Annotated in this window: 12 protein-coding genes and 1 riboswitch; of the genes, 5 read left to right on the forward strand and 7 right to left on the reverse strand. The window is 37.6% G+C overall.

The genetic code is table 11. From position 1 onward, the window contains the following. Window position 1: 1 nt before the first annotated feature. The 4 genes from AC1DEF_RS16190 to AC1DEF_RS16205 form a co-directional block, all read right to left on the reverse strand. The gene (locus AC1DEF_RS16190) at window positions 2–595 is read right to left on the reverse strand and encodes a xanthine phosphoribosyltransferase (protein ID WP_028414042.1); all 594 of its coding nucleotides are present in this window, start codon (window positions 593–595) and stop codon (window positions 2–4) included. 103 nt (window positions 596–698) lie between these two features. Continuing rightward, window positions 699–800, reverse strand: a riboswitch (purine riboswitch). A 97-nt stretch (window positions 801–897) separates the two neighbouring features. Further along, window positions 898–2,415, reverse strand: a complete 1,518-nt coding sequence (locus AC1DEF_RS16195) for a carboxypeptidase M32 (RefSeq protein WP_477727436.1) — start codon at window positions 2,413–2,415, stop codon at window positions 898–900. A 124-nt stretch (window positions 2,416–2,539) separates the two neighbouring features. After that, a complete protein-coding gene (locus AC1DEF_RS16200) occupies window positions 2,540–4,477 on the reverse strand; it encodes an ATP-dependent DNA helicase (protein WP_427075439.1) in 1,938 nt (645 codons plus the stop codon). A 221-nt stretch (window positions 4,478–4,698) separates the two neighbouring features. Further along, window positions 4,699–4,878: a hypothetical protein gene (locus AC1DEF_RS16205; protein WP_016763491.1), complete on the reverse strand. Its 180-nt coding sequence runs from the start codon at window positions 4,876–4,878 to the stop codon at window positions 4,699–4,701. A 332-nt stretch (window positions 4,879–5,210) separates the two neighbouring features. On the opposite strand from AC1DEF_RS16205, the gene AC1DEF_RS16210 reads away from it, so the two are divergent. From AC1DEF_RS16210 to AC1DEF_RS16225, 4 genes are read left to right on the forward strand one after another with little or no spacing between them, the layout of a single operon-like run. Continuing rightward, window positions 5,211–6,302, forward strand: coding sequence for an ABC transporter ATP-binding protein (locus AC1DEF_RS16210; protein WP_477727437.1), 1,092 nt, complete (start codon window positions 5,211–5,213; stop codon window positions 6,300–6,302). A 36-nt stretch (window positions 6,303–6,338) separates the two neighbouring features. Next, on the forward strand, window positions 6,339–7,586 hold the full coding sequence (locus AC1DEF_RS16215; protein ID WP_097823962.1) for an ABC transporter substrate-binding protein: 1,248 nt from the start codon (window positions 6,339–6,341) through the stop codon (window positions 7,584–7,586). After that, the gene (locus AC1DEF_RS16220) at window positions 7,570–8,523 is read left to right on the forward strand and encodes a carbohydrate ABC transporter permease (RefSeq protein WP_043979440.1); all 954 of its coding nucleotides are present in this window, start codon (window positions 7,570–7,572) and stop codon (window positions 8,521–8,523) included. The genes AC1DEF_RS16215 and AC1DEF_RS16220 overlap by 17 nt, the downstream gene beginning before the upstream one ends. 14 nt (window positions 8,524–8,537) lie before the next feature. Beyond that, a complete protein-coding gene (locus tag AC1DEF_RS16225) occupies window positions 8,538–9,350 on the forward strand; it encodes a carbohydrate ABC transporter permease (RefSeq protein WP_013056150.1) in 813 nt (270 codons plus the stop codon). A gap of 34 nt (window positions 9,351–9,384) precedes the next feature. On the opposite strand, the gene AC1DEF_RS16230 is transcribed toward AC1DEF_RS16225, so the two are convergent. Continuing rightward, the gene (locus AC1DEF_RS16230) at window positions 9,385–9,879 is read right to left on the reverse strand and encodes a hypothetical protein (protein ID WP_025749345.1); all 495 of its coding nucleotides are present in this window, start codon (window positions 9,877–9,879) and stop codon (window positions 9,385–9,387) included. Between the two features lie 158 nt (window positions 9,880–10,037). Here AC1DEF_RS16230 and AC1DEF_RS16235 point away from each other — a divergent pair, with 158 nt between their 5' ends. Beyond that, window positions 10,038–10,166 carry a hypothetical protein gene (locus tag AC1DEF_RS16235; RefSeq protein ID WP_013056148.1) on the forward strand — a complete coding sequence of 43 codons (129 nt, stop codon included), beginning with the start codon at window positions 10,038–10,040 and terminating at the stop codon, window positions 10,164–10,166. A 44-nt stretch (window positions 10,167–10,210) separates the two neighbouring features. Here the strand turns inward: AC1DEF_RS16235 and AC1DEF_RS16240 are convergent, their stop codons facing one another. Continuing rightward, window positions 10,211–11,356: a THUMP domain-containing class I SAM-dependent RNA methyltransferase gene (locus tag AC1DEF_RS16240; protein ID WP_025749346.1), complete on the reverse strand. Its 1,146-nt coding sequence runs from the start codon at window positions 11,354–11,356 to the stop codon at window positions 10,211–10,213. A 209-nt stretch (window positions 11,357–11,565) separates the two neighbouring features. Beyond that, window positions 11,566–13,233: a glycoside hydrolase family 13 protein gene (locus AC1DEF_RS16245; protein WP_477727438.1), complete on the reverse strand. Its 1,668-nt coding sequence runs from the start codon at window positions 13,231–13,233 to the stop codon at window positions 11,566–11,568. Between the last annotated feature and the right edge of the window lie 119 nt (window positions 13,234–13,352).

Consider the following 13,352-nt stretch of genomic DNA (forward strand, 5'->3'; position numbering starts at 1 on the left):
ATTAAACCTCCACTGTTGGTTTATCTTCAGCAAATGTCACTTTACCATTTGATAAAGACTGAATGCGTGCTAATGATTCTACTTTAACGCCTGATTTACGAATTTGTTTTCCTCCATCTTGGAACGCTTTTTCAATAACAATACCAATGCCGCCTACTTTAGCACCTGCTTTTTGCACGATATCCATCAAGCCGAATGCAGCTTGGCCGTTTGCTAAAAAGTCATCAATAATTAAAATCACGTCATCTTCTCGAATAAATTTATCAGCAACTGAAATTTCATTTTCTTCTTTTTTTGTAAATGAATATACTTTTGATGTAATGAGTCCGTCTTGAAGTGTTAAAGATTTTCTTTTTCTAGCAAACACCATCTCAACGTTTAGCTTCAATGCGGTCATAATCGCTGGAGCAATTCCTGATGATTCAATCGTTAAAATCTTCGTAATTCCTGCATTTTCAAAACGCGAAGCAAATTCTTCTCCAATTTCTTTCATTAATACAGGATCCATTTGGTGGTTTAAAAATGTGTCTACTTTTAAAACCGTGTCCGATAATACGATACCATCTGTTAAAATTTTGTTTTGCAAAGCTTTCATAGTTCGTTCCTCCAACGTTTGTATTAAAAAAGCTCAAAAACATAGCTGCACTCGTATATGAGTAGAGCAATGTCTTTGAGCTGTTACGCACAAAAGTGAAAAACAAACTTCATCGCTCACCCATAGTCAAACTATTTACGGTAGTTTGGTAGATACTTACGAGCCTTATTCTCGTCATTATATGAGTGCGTTATTGAGTTAATTGTATTATATCAGCAAATCTTTTATTTGAAAATATCTAAAACAGATATTTTCGAACATTTACTTGCGATACAAAACATAATATTCGGTTATAGCGCTTTTTATACGTGATAAATTTCTCCATATTTCTTTTCTAGATACTGAATTAAATAATCTACATTTAAGCCTTCTCCCGTTACATCGTTTAAAATTTCAAGAGGCTTTTTCATTTTTCCGTACTGATGAATATGTTCTGTTAGCCAATTTGTAATCGGCGAAATTTCTCCTTTTTCGAGAAGTTCATCATAATTAGGCAAGTCTTTTAACATGGTATGCTTAAACTGCGCTGCGTACATATAGCCAAGAGCGTAGGAAGGGAAATACCCAAAGCTTCCTCCAGCCCAGTGTACGTCCTGAAGCACGCCTTCTCCATCGTGACTTGGACGAACTCCTAAATATTCTTCGTATTTCTCATTCCAAATTTCCGGTAAATCTGCAACTTTATATTCTCCGTTTATTAATCCTTTTTCAATCTCATAGCGAATCATAATATGAAGAGGATACGTTAACTCATCTGCTTCAATACGAATAAGCGACGGTTTCGCCTCATTTACTCCTCGGTAAAAATCTTCTAAAACTACATCGTCAAATTGTCCCGGCGCATGCTTTTTTAGTACGTCGTAATGATGCTGCCAAAATGCTTTATTTTTCCCGACAAACTGCTCAAAAAACAGCGACTGTGATTCATGAATTCCCATTGAAGTACCTTCACATAGAACCGTACCGACAAGATTCTTTGAAATATTCTGTTCATATAAAGCATGGCCGCATTCGTGAATTGTTCCAAAAATAGCCGTTCGAAAATCGTTTTCGGCATATTTAGTCGTGATGCGCACATCTCCCGGATTTAGGCCAGTAGCAAAAGGATGGACTGTTTCATCAAGTCGCCCCGCTTCAAAATCATAGCCAAGCGTTTTTAACACGTCTAGACTAAATTGCTTTTGCGCTTCTTTTGGGAAAGTACGGAATAAAAATTCCGTATTTGGCTTTGTATTCGACCCGGCGATTCGCTGAACAAGAGGCACAATATGCTCCCGTAGCTTTCCAAATACCTCGTCTAAGATTTCAACCGTCATCCCCGGTTCAAAAAGGTCCAATAAACGGTTATATTTGTTTCCTTCATAACCCCAATACTCCACAAACTTCTGATTGAACGCTACAATTTTTTCGAGGTACGGTTGAAATAAAGCAAAATCTGCTTTTTCTTTTGCGTCTTCCCAAACCGACTCCGCTTTTGAAGTTAACGTAACGTATTCTTTATATTCATGCGGAGGAATCTTTTTATTTAAGTCATATTCTTTTTTACATTCTTCCACTGCTTTTTTCGTAATATCGTTTATGTAAGGCTGTGACTCAGGGTTCGTTAATTTCTCAATAAAACCTGCCATTTCATCAGAAACAGAAAGATTGAACGCTTCTGATGACATCATGCCAATAACTTCAGAACGCTGATCCGCCCCTTTTTTTGGAGCACCCGTCCTCAAATCCCAGTACATCACTCCGATTACCTCGTGATAACTTTTGATTTTATTCATGTATTCATAAAACTGTTTCTCAATTTTCTGTATGTCTTCTCTCATTGTTTTTCCTCCTTACTTTCCTTATTTCACCATAAATTATTTTATCATAATAGTAACGGCGTGTATGTAACTGAATATTCAATCTATTATGCATATAAAAAAGCGCGGCTACAACCGCGCTTTTTTATATGTTTTCTATTTTCGTTGGGACATTTTGTTCAATGATTGAACGCACTTTTGAATCTGTGCTTTTTGGCATAAAGATCGTGATTAGACCCTTATCGTTATGAGAGCGAATCAGTCTTCCAACTCCTTGCTTTAAGCGAAGAAGCATATAAGGCATATCTGCATCCCAGAATGGATCGACTACTTGATTGCGCTTTGCTTCAAAGACCGGATCATTTGGTGGATACGGCAGAGACCAAATAATTACATTAGATAGCGAAGGTCCAGGAATATCCAATCCTTCCCACAAATGAACAGCGCATAAAATTGTTTCTTCTTCCCTTTGGAACTGAGATACTAATTTACTGATTTCTTGATCGCCTTCAAATAAAAATGTGTACTGATTTAACTCTTTGGAAACTTCTTTGAACATCTCTAGTTCTTCTTTGCTGTTAAACAGTAAAAGTGCCCGTCCGTTCGTTTTTTCGAGCTGTGCAACAGCACAGGCGAATTTTTCAGCAAACGCTTCTTCTTGATCATCCGAAACATTTTTTACCGCAATTTTCATTTGCTCATCATAATCAAATGGCGATTCAACAGAAAAAGAAAGCGGCTTTGCAATTCCTAAGCTATATGCTAAATAATCGAACGATTGGTTATCTGAAAGAGTGGCAGAAGTGAAAATATATGGTATTTTCTTCGCAAATACTCGTTCTTTTAAGACGTCTTTTACTGCTTGCGGCATAATAACCAACGTCAGCTGCCAGTTATTTTCTTCTACCCAGTAGATGGCATTTTCGTTGTCCATAAATAAGCGCAGCGAATAATCAATTTGATCCAGGTACTCATCTACAATTCGCAGCGTATATTCGTCTACTGTATAGGTCTCACTCTCAAACACAAGCTCGTTTCCGATATGCTCAAGCAGCGATAAAAGTTCTTTTCCTACACTTTGTAATCCGTTTGTACGGGCTACTTCTTTACGGCTAGAACCAACGATTTCTGTACTTGCTTCACTTAAACGGTCAAAGAACATTGCATATACATCGATAGCATGCTCGATCTTCACAGCAAATTCTTCTCGCACGTCATTTTCTAATAGACGCGTTAACAAGTTTTCTAACGTATCTTCTTGAATGCGATATGTTAAAGCCTTTTGTGCAGCAAATTCCAGCAGGTGACCTTCATCAAATACAACACAGCTGCTTTCAGGAAGAAGGGGAAGCTGTCCTTCACGCTTGCGGGCTTCATATGTCCAAATGTGCTCCATGTAAAAATCGTGAGAGCAAATAATTAAGTCATGTGCTTTTCTATAGTGCTCACGTGAAAGCGTTAAGCCGCATCTATGACGCTGCTCACAGGAAGAGCAGTCTTGAAACGTATCCCAGTTAATTTGATTCCATTCCTCATCCGTTAAATGAGGATATTCTTTACGGTCTCCGTAGTGATAGAACGACTGCATACCGCTATGATCATGAACAAAATCAGGAAGCGTATCGTAAATTTCTTCAATGTTTTCATTATCTGTTCGTGCTGTCACAGCATCTAATTTCTTTAAACACAGATACTGATCTTGAGATTTTGCTAGGCGAACATCCATGTTAATATCTAAAATACCAGAGAGCTTTGCAATGTCTCCTTCGGCTTTTACTAACTGTTCAATTAATGTTTCATCCGCACAGGCAATAATAGCTGGCTTGCCAATATACCTTGCATAACAAATAGCGTACAGTAAATACACAATAGTTTTCCCTGTTCCTACACCTGCTTCTGCAAAGATTACATTTTTTTCTTTAAAAGCTCGTTCGATTTGAAAAGCCATAAAAATTTGTTCATCCCGAAGTTCTAACCCAGCGTCTGGAAGATGATCATAAAAAACATCACCTATCCATTCATTTAATTTGTCAAAAAAGTTTTCATCCCGCTCAATTGTAAAAGGCAACCGCTCTCTCATCATCGATACTGACTCCTTTATTTATGTAAATATCTATCAATAAAAATTAGCTTCACTTCTTTTTATCTAGTAAATTTCTCATGTAAGCAAAACTTAATTATTGACTACTTTATCTAAAATGTCAATAAAAAGAGCTGAACATAAAAAAGTTCTGCCTGTAAGGACAGAACCTTTTTGTATAAAAGCTGAGTGTAGAACGCAAACGGAATAAGTGCTATTAAAAATTAATTACAGCGGAATTTTGAGTCCGTGGACTGAGACAATAAAAAGGCCGCTTCATACTCGGCTTTTGCTTGTTCCAGCTGAGTAAGCGTCTCTCCGCTTACTTCTATTCCCTGCTGCATTAAATGATAGCTGTTTTCCAACGCTTGACGAATCATAGTGAACTCCGTGTTTCTATCCATTTATAAACATCCTCTCTCTGTAGTGCTTACTATAAAAGTGAATACTATCATTCTATACACCAGCTGTTTATTTTATTCTCAAAACCAGCATCTCTAGCTTAATAAGTGGCTTCTTTCATTTAAGAAAATAATCGAACTTATTAAAATATTTTAATTCTCACTTGACATATAGGAATAATATATTTTAAAATTACTTACAGATTCAATCACTCAAAACTACATAATACAGGCTTACCGGTCAACCGATAGCCTCTAATTGCCAGATACACGTACCATCCGTCTGTGCAATTAGAGGCTTTTATTTTTTTAAAAGCCTGCTGAAAGGAGAAAAAATGGCAGAACTGCAGTTACAGCATGTGTATAAAAAATACGGAAAAGATAGTCTTGCAGTTGATAATTTCAATCTTCATATTCAAGACAAAGAATTTATTGTATTTGTAGGACCTTCAGGGTGCGGCAAATCCACTACCCTTCGAATGATCGCTGGCCTTGAATCGATAACAGAAGGAAAATTGCTTATTAATGGAGATCGTGCAAACGATTTACCTTCTAAGGACCGAGATATTGCAATGGTGTTTCAAAACTACGCGCTTTACCCTCATTTAACAGTTTACGACAACATGGCATTTGGCTTGCAGCTCCGCAAAGTCCCAAAACAAGAAATTGATGAGCGCGTTCGTGAAGCGGCTCGTATTTTGGACTTAGAACCCTATTTAAAACGCAAGCCAAAAGCGTTATCAGGAGGGCAGCGTCAGCGGGTGGCTTTAGGAAGAGCCATTGTACGGAATGCCCAAATTTTTTTAATGGATGAGCCTTTATCTAACCTTGATGCGAAGCTTCGCGTACAAATGCGAGCTGAAATTAGTAAGCTTCATCAGAAGCTGCAGACGACCATTATTTATGTAACCCACGATCAAACAGAAGCGATGACGATGGCAAGCAGAATTGTAGTTATGAAAGACGGAAAAATTCAGCAAATAGGTTCACCTATGCAAGTATATAATGCTCCAGAGAATACGTTTGTAGCTAGTTTTATAGGATCACCGGGAATGAACTTTTTCACAGGGAAAGTAGTGAACCGTAAACTGCACATCAGTGAACATGAGTTTCAACTGACAGAAAATCAAATGCATTCGTTACATGAAAAAGGCTACAACAATCAGTTCGTTACTATAGGAATTCGACCTGAGCATATTACGCGGGCCTCTTCTGATGCTCCTCATATTTCATTACCGGTAGATGTGTCTGAGTTATTAGGAGCAGAGTACATACTATACAGTAGTTTAGGAGACCAGCTCTTTGTGGCTAAAATCCCTGGGGATGAACATATTCAAGTTCATCAGCACTTTCCATTTCATTTTCAAATGAATCATGCTCATTTCTTTGATCAAGCATCTACCAACCGTATTAAAATTGACCAATAACTATCTAAAATGAATTCTATAAGTGGGGGAACTAAAATGAAAAAATTATTAATTCTGTTAGCAATGCTCACCGTGATCATCGCGGGCTGCGGCAAAAACAGTTCAACAAGCGGCGACAGCAGCGACTCTTCTAAAAAAGTAACCATTAACTTTACGCATTGGCGAGGAGAAGATTCGAAAGCTTTTGATTCTATCATTGAGCAATTTGAAAAGAAAAATCCAAACATTCATGTAGAAATGACCGTCTTTCCTTCTGATTCCTATCAATCACAAATTCAAGGATCTCTACTATCTGGAGAAGGTATCGATGTATTTGCTAGTTTTCCAGGAAGTCAATTTGAAACGATTCGCAAAGCAAACGGTTTTGCAAAGCTGGACGACCAAAACTTACTCAGCAAATTTGACGAAAAGCTAATCCAAGCGGGTAAAGCGGATAATACGCAATATGCTCTTCCTTATCAGCTAGTCTATAACATCCCTGTCTATAACAAAGGCATTTTTGAAAAATTAAATTTAGATGTTCCTAAAGATTGGAATAGCTTTTTAAAAACAGCTGAAACATTAAAGAAAAATGGATACACGCCGATCTTATTTTCAGGAGACGTAAGTCCTTCTCAATTTATTAATCCAATGATTATGAATAACGAACCTACAAACAACGCCCTTCACGAAGTAGAAACGGGCAAGCGCAAGCTAACTGATGAATGGTTTACCAAAACTCTATCTCAAATTAAAGAATTAAATGACAAAGGTTACTTCCAAAAAGATGCTCTTGGTACGAAAAAAGAAAGTGCTGCAGCACTTTTTGCTCAGGAAAAAGGCGCAATGCTTGCTCAAGGTTCTTATATGATGGCTACAGTCAAACAGCAAAATCCGAAGATTGATCAAGGTTTGCTTGCACCGATTACAGTGAATCAAGATAAAGCAAAATACGAAGGTGTTCATACCACGACATTCTTATTAGGTGTTGCTGAAAAATCAAAACACAAAGAAGCTGCTGAGAAATTTTTAACTTTCCTTGCAGATCCAAAGATTTCTTCTGAGTATGCGAATGCTACTGGCCAGTTATTAACGGTCAAAGACGTGAAATATGATTCACCTGAACTCAAAGAAAGCGCAAAATGGAAAGACAAAAAAACGGTCTTCCAACCTCGATTTACAATTTTAAATGAGCGCGTATCAAAAGCTGTTGAAACATCTGTACAGGACGTACTATCCGGTATGTCAGCGAAAAAAGCTGCTGAAAAAGCACAAGGAGAGGTAGAACGTGTCGCTAAAAACTAATACGTCTATTCAAGAAGAAGAAAAGAGAACCCCTTCGTTCTCTTTTCCTCTCTTTTCATTTAAAAGTATCTCTAAAAGCCGACATCTATGGTTGTTTTTACTTCCCGGCTTTATCATATATACTGTTTTCTTTGCCTTGCCAACGCTTTCTGCTTTATTTTTAAGCATAACTGATTGGAATGGATTGTCTTCTCAGTTCTCATTTGTAGGGCTTCAAAACTTCAAAGAAATTTTAACAAACGATGCTATTTTTACACAGTCTCTTACAAACAACTTAAAGTTCACAATTGGCGTGCTGATCTTTCAAACGTTATTGAGCTTGGGATTTGCACTTTTACTTTATAAAAATTCTGCATGGAATACATTTTATCGCTCACTCTTTTTTGTACCGACGATTATTTCGTCCGTGTCGATTGCCTTCACGTGGAACTTTATGTATGACCCCAACATTGGAGGAGTTAACCTATTTTTAAGTAAAATAGGCCTTGAGCATTGGACCCAGTCTTGGATTGGAAATGGACATATCGCAATTTACAGCTTGGCTTTTGTACAATTTTGGGCACATACTGGTCAAATGCTTATTATTTTTGTAGCTGGAATTCAAGCTATTCCCAGTGAGTTATATGAAGCTGCTAGTATTGATGGAGCAACACGATGGCAAAAATTCAAGCGCATTACGTGGCCTCTGTTAGCTCCAGCTACGACAATGGTTGTAGCTTATACGACCATACAAAGTTTTAAAGCATTTGATTTAATCATTGCAATGACAAATGGAGGTCCCTCCAACTCAACTGAAATTCTTTCGACACTTCTTTATCACGAAGCTTTTATTAATTTTCGTTTCGGCTATGCCTCTGCCATTTCAGTTGTATTTATGATTGTAATTGCTCTTTTAACGTTTCTTCAATTTCGCGTACTTCGCTTGACCAAAATGTAAAAGGAGATTCTTTTATGAAACAAAACCCATTCAGACAACTGATTTTAGGGATATACGGTTTGATCATTCTGTTGCCCTTAAGCTTGGTTTTATTAACAACCTTTAAAACAACGCCTGAACTTTACAGCAACCCAATCGGATTACCAGCAGGCTGGAATATTGAAAATTATAAACAGCTGCTCGTCAATGAACCCATCTTTGGCTATATTAAAAACAGCGTGATTGTTACCGTCTTTAGCACGTTTTTTATTCTATGGTTTTCAAGCATGATTGCTTATGCTATTATTCAGCTACCTCAAAAGCTTGGATGGATTGTATACGGCTTTTTTGTTTGCGGAATGATTGTCCCTACTCAAGTCAATATGATTCCTGTCTTTTTGCTGATGAATAAGCTTGGACTCGTCAATACGCTAACAGGCGTCATTATCGTCTCCATAAGTTTTTTGCTTCCCATCGGTGTGTTTATTATCACGGGGTTTATGAAAACTTTGCCAAGGGAACTATTCGAAGCTGCTCGCATGGACGGAGCGTCAGAGTGGAAAATATATTCAAAAATTGCTCTTCGACTCTCAATACCATCAATGGCTACAGTAGGAATTTTTTCGTTTGTGATTGTGTGGAATGATCTGTTATTCCCTTTGCTGTTGTTAAAATCTAAAGAAGTAAAAACGCTGCCTATTGCACTATTGGACTTTCAAGGGGAATTTCTGACTAATTACCCTATGCTGTTTTCAGCAGTCGTTCTTTCTTCTATCCCATTATTGATTGCGTACGTGTTTTTGCAAAAGCATTTCATTTCAGGAATGACATCTGGGGCATTAAAATAGCAGGCAAGAAAATCACGGTTCCCTGCCTGCCCCTTTATTCGATAGGATTATTTTTTAAAGCACGCTGAGGTTTCGGTTTCTCTACTACTAGATGTTGGTAAACGTACATTAAAGCAGCTTTCAACAGAAAGATACCTAGCAAATGGTACTCTTTAAATGTGCCTACCCTAAAAAGCTTTGCACGGCTCATAGCTCGTTGAAAAGGATAAACAAAAAATGTATCTACGATTGCATTTAATAACATATACCTTCCAAAATGGCCATATGTGAACTTTTTAATCCATAAAGAACCTGCTAAAAATGGACCTAAAAGTAAAGCAGCTTCACCTGTTAGATATGGATGAGGAGGATTAGGGAATATCCACCACTTCTTTTTTTCAGCAATATAGCTTTCAACCATAATTAAAAAGGAAATAAACATAGTAGATGATAAATAGCGCTTAATATGCTGTCGTCCTATAAAAGGGATGGTTAACCATGAAAGAAGCATCAGCCCCCCAAAAATCCGTGCTGATCGATTTTTTCTCATTTTATCACCTCTTAGGTTTTAGTATGAGATTTCCCTTTCGTAAGTATGTTAGAAATAAGCTAATCATTTCTCGTTTTAGGCCTGCTATTGAAAAGAAATGAATACATATATTGCCCTGCTACTCGCTCATACTATAAAAAACATAATGGGGTGAGTATATGCATGATTATTATGACGGACTATATAAATACCTGCTTAATGCTACATTTTGGTTTATTTTATTAATTGTCGTGCTCGGTATAGGCATGTTTGGAATGCTAGCTTATCGAGGTTTGAAAAAAAAATAACGTACAAAAGCCAAGCTGGTTTTTACACCGCTTGGCTTTTGTATTTATTGATCGTTGCGTGGAGGACGAGGTCCCCAATATTGATAGTAGTCTGTTTTAATAAACCCGTTAAACAATTTGCGTTTTTTCGTTGCTTTTTTACCGTAGTATTGTTCAAATTGTTCATGAGATGTAAGCATATAAATCGACCACGTATCAAGCTTAGAAAACGCTTCGCCCATTTCAGCGTACATTTTTTCAACCGAAGGACGATCGCTTAAACGTTCGCCGTACGGAGGGTTACCAATAATAATTCCATATTCTTTCGGCGTCGTAAAATCGCGCACTTGCATTTGCTTAAATTGAATTAAATCTCCAAGTCCAGCTTCAAATGCATTTTGCTCCGCTACTTTTACCATACGATGGTCAATATCATGACCAGCAATATCTAGCACTTGGTCGTAGTTCGCTAAGTCTTCTGCTTCTTCGCGCGCTTTGTCCCAAATACTTGCTGACATCCATGGCCATTCTTCTGATAAGAAGTCACGGTTAAATCCTGGTGCAATATTTTGACCGATAAGCGCTGCTTCGATAGCGATTGTACCTGAACCGCAAAAAACATCGACAAACGGACGATCCGCATTCCACGGCGTTAGCATAATTAGAGCCGCTGCCAGCGTTTCTTTTAAAGGAGCTTCCCCTTGCCCAACGCGGTAACCGCGCTTATGAAGTCCTGCACCGCTTGCGTCAATTGTTAATGTAGCAACATCTTTTAATAGCGCTACTTCAATTTTAAACGTTGACCCTGTTTCTTCGAGCCAGCCTGTTGTTTTGTTATAATGTTTTTTCATGCTGTCAACAATTGCTTTTTTCACAATGCTTTGACAATCTGATACGCTGAACAATTTAGATTTAACTGATTTTCCCGATACAGGAAACTGTGCATCTACGGGCAAATAATCTCCCCAATTTAATGCTTTTGTTTGTTCAAAAAGCTCATCAAACGTACGAGCTTTGAACTGTCCAACCTGCACTTTAATTCGATCTGCTGTACGAAGCCATAAATTGCAGCGAGCAATTGCGAGCTCGTCCCCTTCAAAAATAACCTTGCCATTATCTACTTCACAGTCATATCCTAAAGCACGCACTTCTTTAGCGACCAGTGCTTCAATACCCATTGCTGCTGTTGCAATAATTTTATATTTCGCCATTTTTCAACCTCATTTTGTTTCTAATTATCTACACTAAGTGTAAAAGTACCATATACATGCGCCGTAGTCAAAGCTTTCTCCGTCTTTTTATTAAAATGCAAAAACTGCTGGCTTTGGATAGAGCCAGCAGTTTCTTCACCTATGTCGCCTATAAATGTGTTTTTAAAAGCTTTTCACTTTAAGATTGCGCAATCGGTTGCTCAACTTGTTTATGAAAGTAAGTACGCACGTGTTTCATATGGGTGCAGCGTACATTTTTCAAGCGTTTCATTTTTATCCAACGGATAATTATGAATCAGCACTTCTCTGTTTGAAAACGAGCTCTCTGAAGGAAACTCGAACGTTTGATTTTTCGGTGACATATTACAAATAACAACAGCGGTTTTACCTTCTAATGTTCGCGTATACGCGTAAATAGCGGAATCTTCTTCTGCCAATAGCTTATAAGTTCCATACACCAGCACATCATGCTGTTTTCTAATTTTAATGAGCTGTTTGTAAAAATTCAGCACCGAATTTTCATCAATTTTCTGCTCTTCTACGTTAATATCTACGTAATTTGGATTCACCTTCATCCAAGGGGTACCAGTAGAAAACCCTGCATTTCTTTCTGTATTCCACTGCATTGGCGTTCTTGAATTATCGCGGCCTGTTTCCCAAATCACTTTCATAATCTCGTCATGTGTATCGCCTTTTTCACGCTGAATACGGTAGTAGTTAATCATACCAACATCATCATAATCGTCAATAGAATCAAACTTAACATTGGTCATTCCAAGTTCTTGTCCTTGATAAATAAACGGTGTTCCTTTCATTAAAAAGTATAGTGCAGCTAAGCACTTTGCACTTTCCACTCGGTAAGCTACGCTGCCGAATTTATTTACAGAACGAATTTGGTCATGATTTTCTAAATATAAAGCGTTCCAGCCGTTGATTTTTTCTAAACCATTTTGCCAATTAGTTAAAATCATTTTTAACTCGATTAAATCAAGCGGTTTTTCTTCTCCTTTATCCCATAGTCCCATATGCTCGAACTGAAAAATCATATTGAAGTTTCCGCCATCTTCAGCTACCCACTCATCTGCGCTGTCCGATGTTACACCATTTGCCTCTCCAACCGTCATAATATCATATTTGGCAAACGTATTTTCTTTTAGCTCTTTTAAATGTTCTTGAATTCCCGGTCGATTCATATGCCCTTCAAACGATGGCACATAATCTAGCTTTTCAGGGTTCGGTAGGTCTGGGAAGCCGGCCACTTTCTTAATATGCGAAATAGCATCTACACGAAAACCGTCAATTCCTTTATCTAACCACCAGTTAACCATTTCATAAAGCTCATGACGTACTTTTTCATTTTCCCAGTTTAAATCGGGCTGTTTTTTAGAAAATACGTGCATGTAATATTCTTTTGTCTTTTCGTCGAACTCCCAAGCTGATCCGCTAAAAATAGATTCCCAGTTGTTTGGCTCTTTGCCATCTTTACCTTCGTGCCAAATATAATAATCACGATATGGATTCTCTTTAGAAGACCTGGATTCTAAAAACCAAGGGTGTTCATCTGAAGTATGATTAATAACTAAATCCATAATCAGCTTCATTCCGCGATGGTGAACTTCATCTAGCAGCTCATCAAAGTCTTCCATTGTTCCGAAATCTTTCATAATATCTTTATAATCACTGATATCGTAGCCATTATCGTCGTTAGGAGACTGATAAATCGGGCAAATCCAAATGACATCAATTCCAAGATCAGATAAATAGTCTAATTTTGAAATAACCCCTTGAATGTCACCAATTCCGTCGCCGTTTGAATCCATGAAGCTTCGCGGGTAGATTTGATACGCAACAGCTTCTTTCCACCATTTCTTTTCCATGTGCTCAACCCCTCAAAATAGTGCTTTTACGTAAGCGTTCGCCTTTACGCATATCGCTATTTTATAATGAATACATGCAAAAAAATAGGTTTTTCACAAAAAAAATCGTTATTCTCTTT

It is taken from the genome of Priestia sp. 10L35 (assembly GCF_056395685.1).

Excerpts from the sequence above, each read along its gene's own strand:
- AC1DEF_RS16225 (WP_013056150.1), top strand. The coding sequence starts at position 8,538 with ATGAAACAAAACCCATTCAGACAACTGATTTTAGGGATATACGGTTTG.
- AC1DEF_RS16195 (WP_477727436.1), bottom strand. The coding sequence starts at position 2,415 with ATGAGAGAAGACATACAGAAAATTGAGAAACAGTTTTATGAATACATG.
- AC1DEF_RS16215 (WP_097823962.1), top strand. The coding sequence starts at position 6,339 with ATGAAAAAATTATTAATTCTGTTAGCAATGCTCACCGTGATCATCGCG.
- AC1DEF_RS16205 (WP_016763491.1), bottom strand. The coding sequence starts at position 4,878 with ATGGATAGAAACACGGAGTTCACTATGATTCGTCAAGCGTTGGAAAAC.
- AC1DEF_RS16240 (WP_025749346.1), bottom strand. The coding sequence starts at position 11,356 with ATGGCGAAATATAAAATTATTGCAACAGCAGCAATGGGTATTGAAGCA.
- AC1DEF_RS16230 (WP_025749345.1), bottom strand. The coding sequence starts at position 9,879 with ATGAGAAAAAATCGATCAGCACGGATTTTTGGGGGGCTGATGCTTCTT.
- AC1DEF_RS16210 (WP_477727437.1), top strand. The coding sequence starts at position 5,211 with ATGGCAGAACTGCAGTTACAGCATGTGTATAAAAAATACGGAAAAGAT.
- AC1DEF_RS16200 (WP_427075439.1), bottom strand. The coding sequence starts at position 4,477 with ATGATGAGAGAGCGGTTGCCTTTTACAATTGAGCGGGATGAAAACTTT.
- AC1DEF_RS16190 (WP_028414042.1), bottom strand. The coding sequence starts at position 595 with ATGAAAGCTTTGCAAAACAAAATTTTAACAGATGGTATCGTATTATCG.
- AC1DEF_RS16245 (WP_477727438.1), bottom strand. The coding sequence starts at position 13,233 with ATGGAAAAGAAATGGTGGAAAGAAGCTGTTGCGTATCAAATCTACCCG.
- AC1DEF_RS16235 (WP_013056148.1), top strand. The coding sequence starts at position 10,038 with ATGCATGATTATTATGACGGACTATATAAATACCTGCTTAATGCTACA.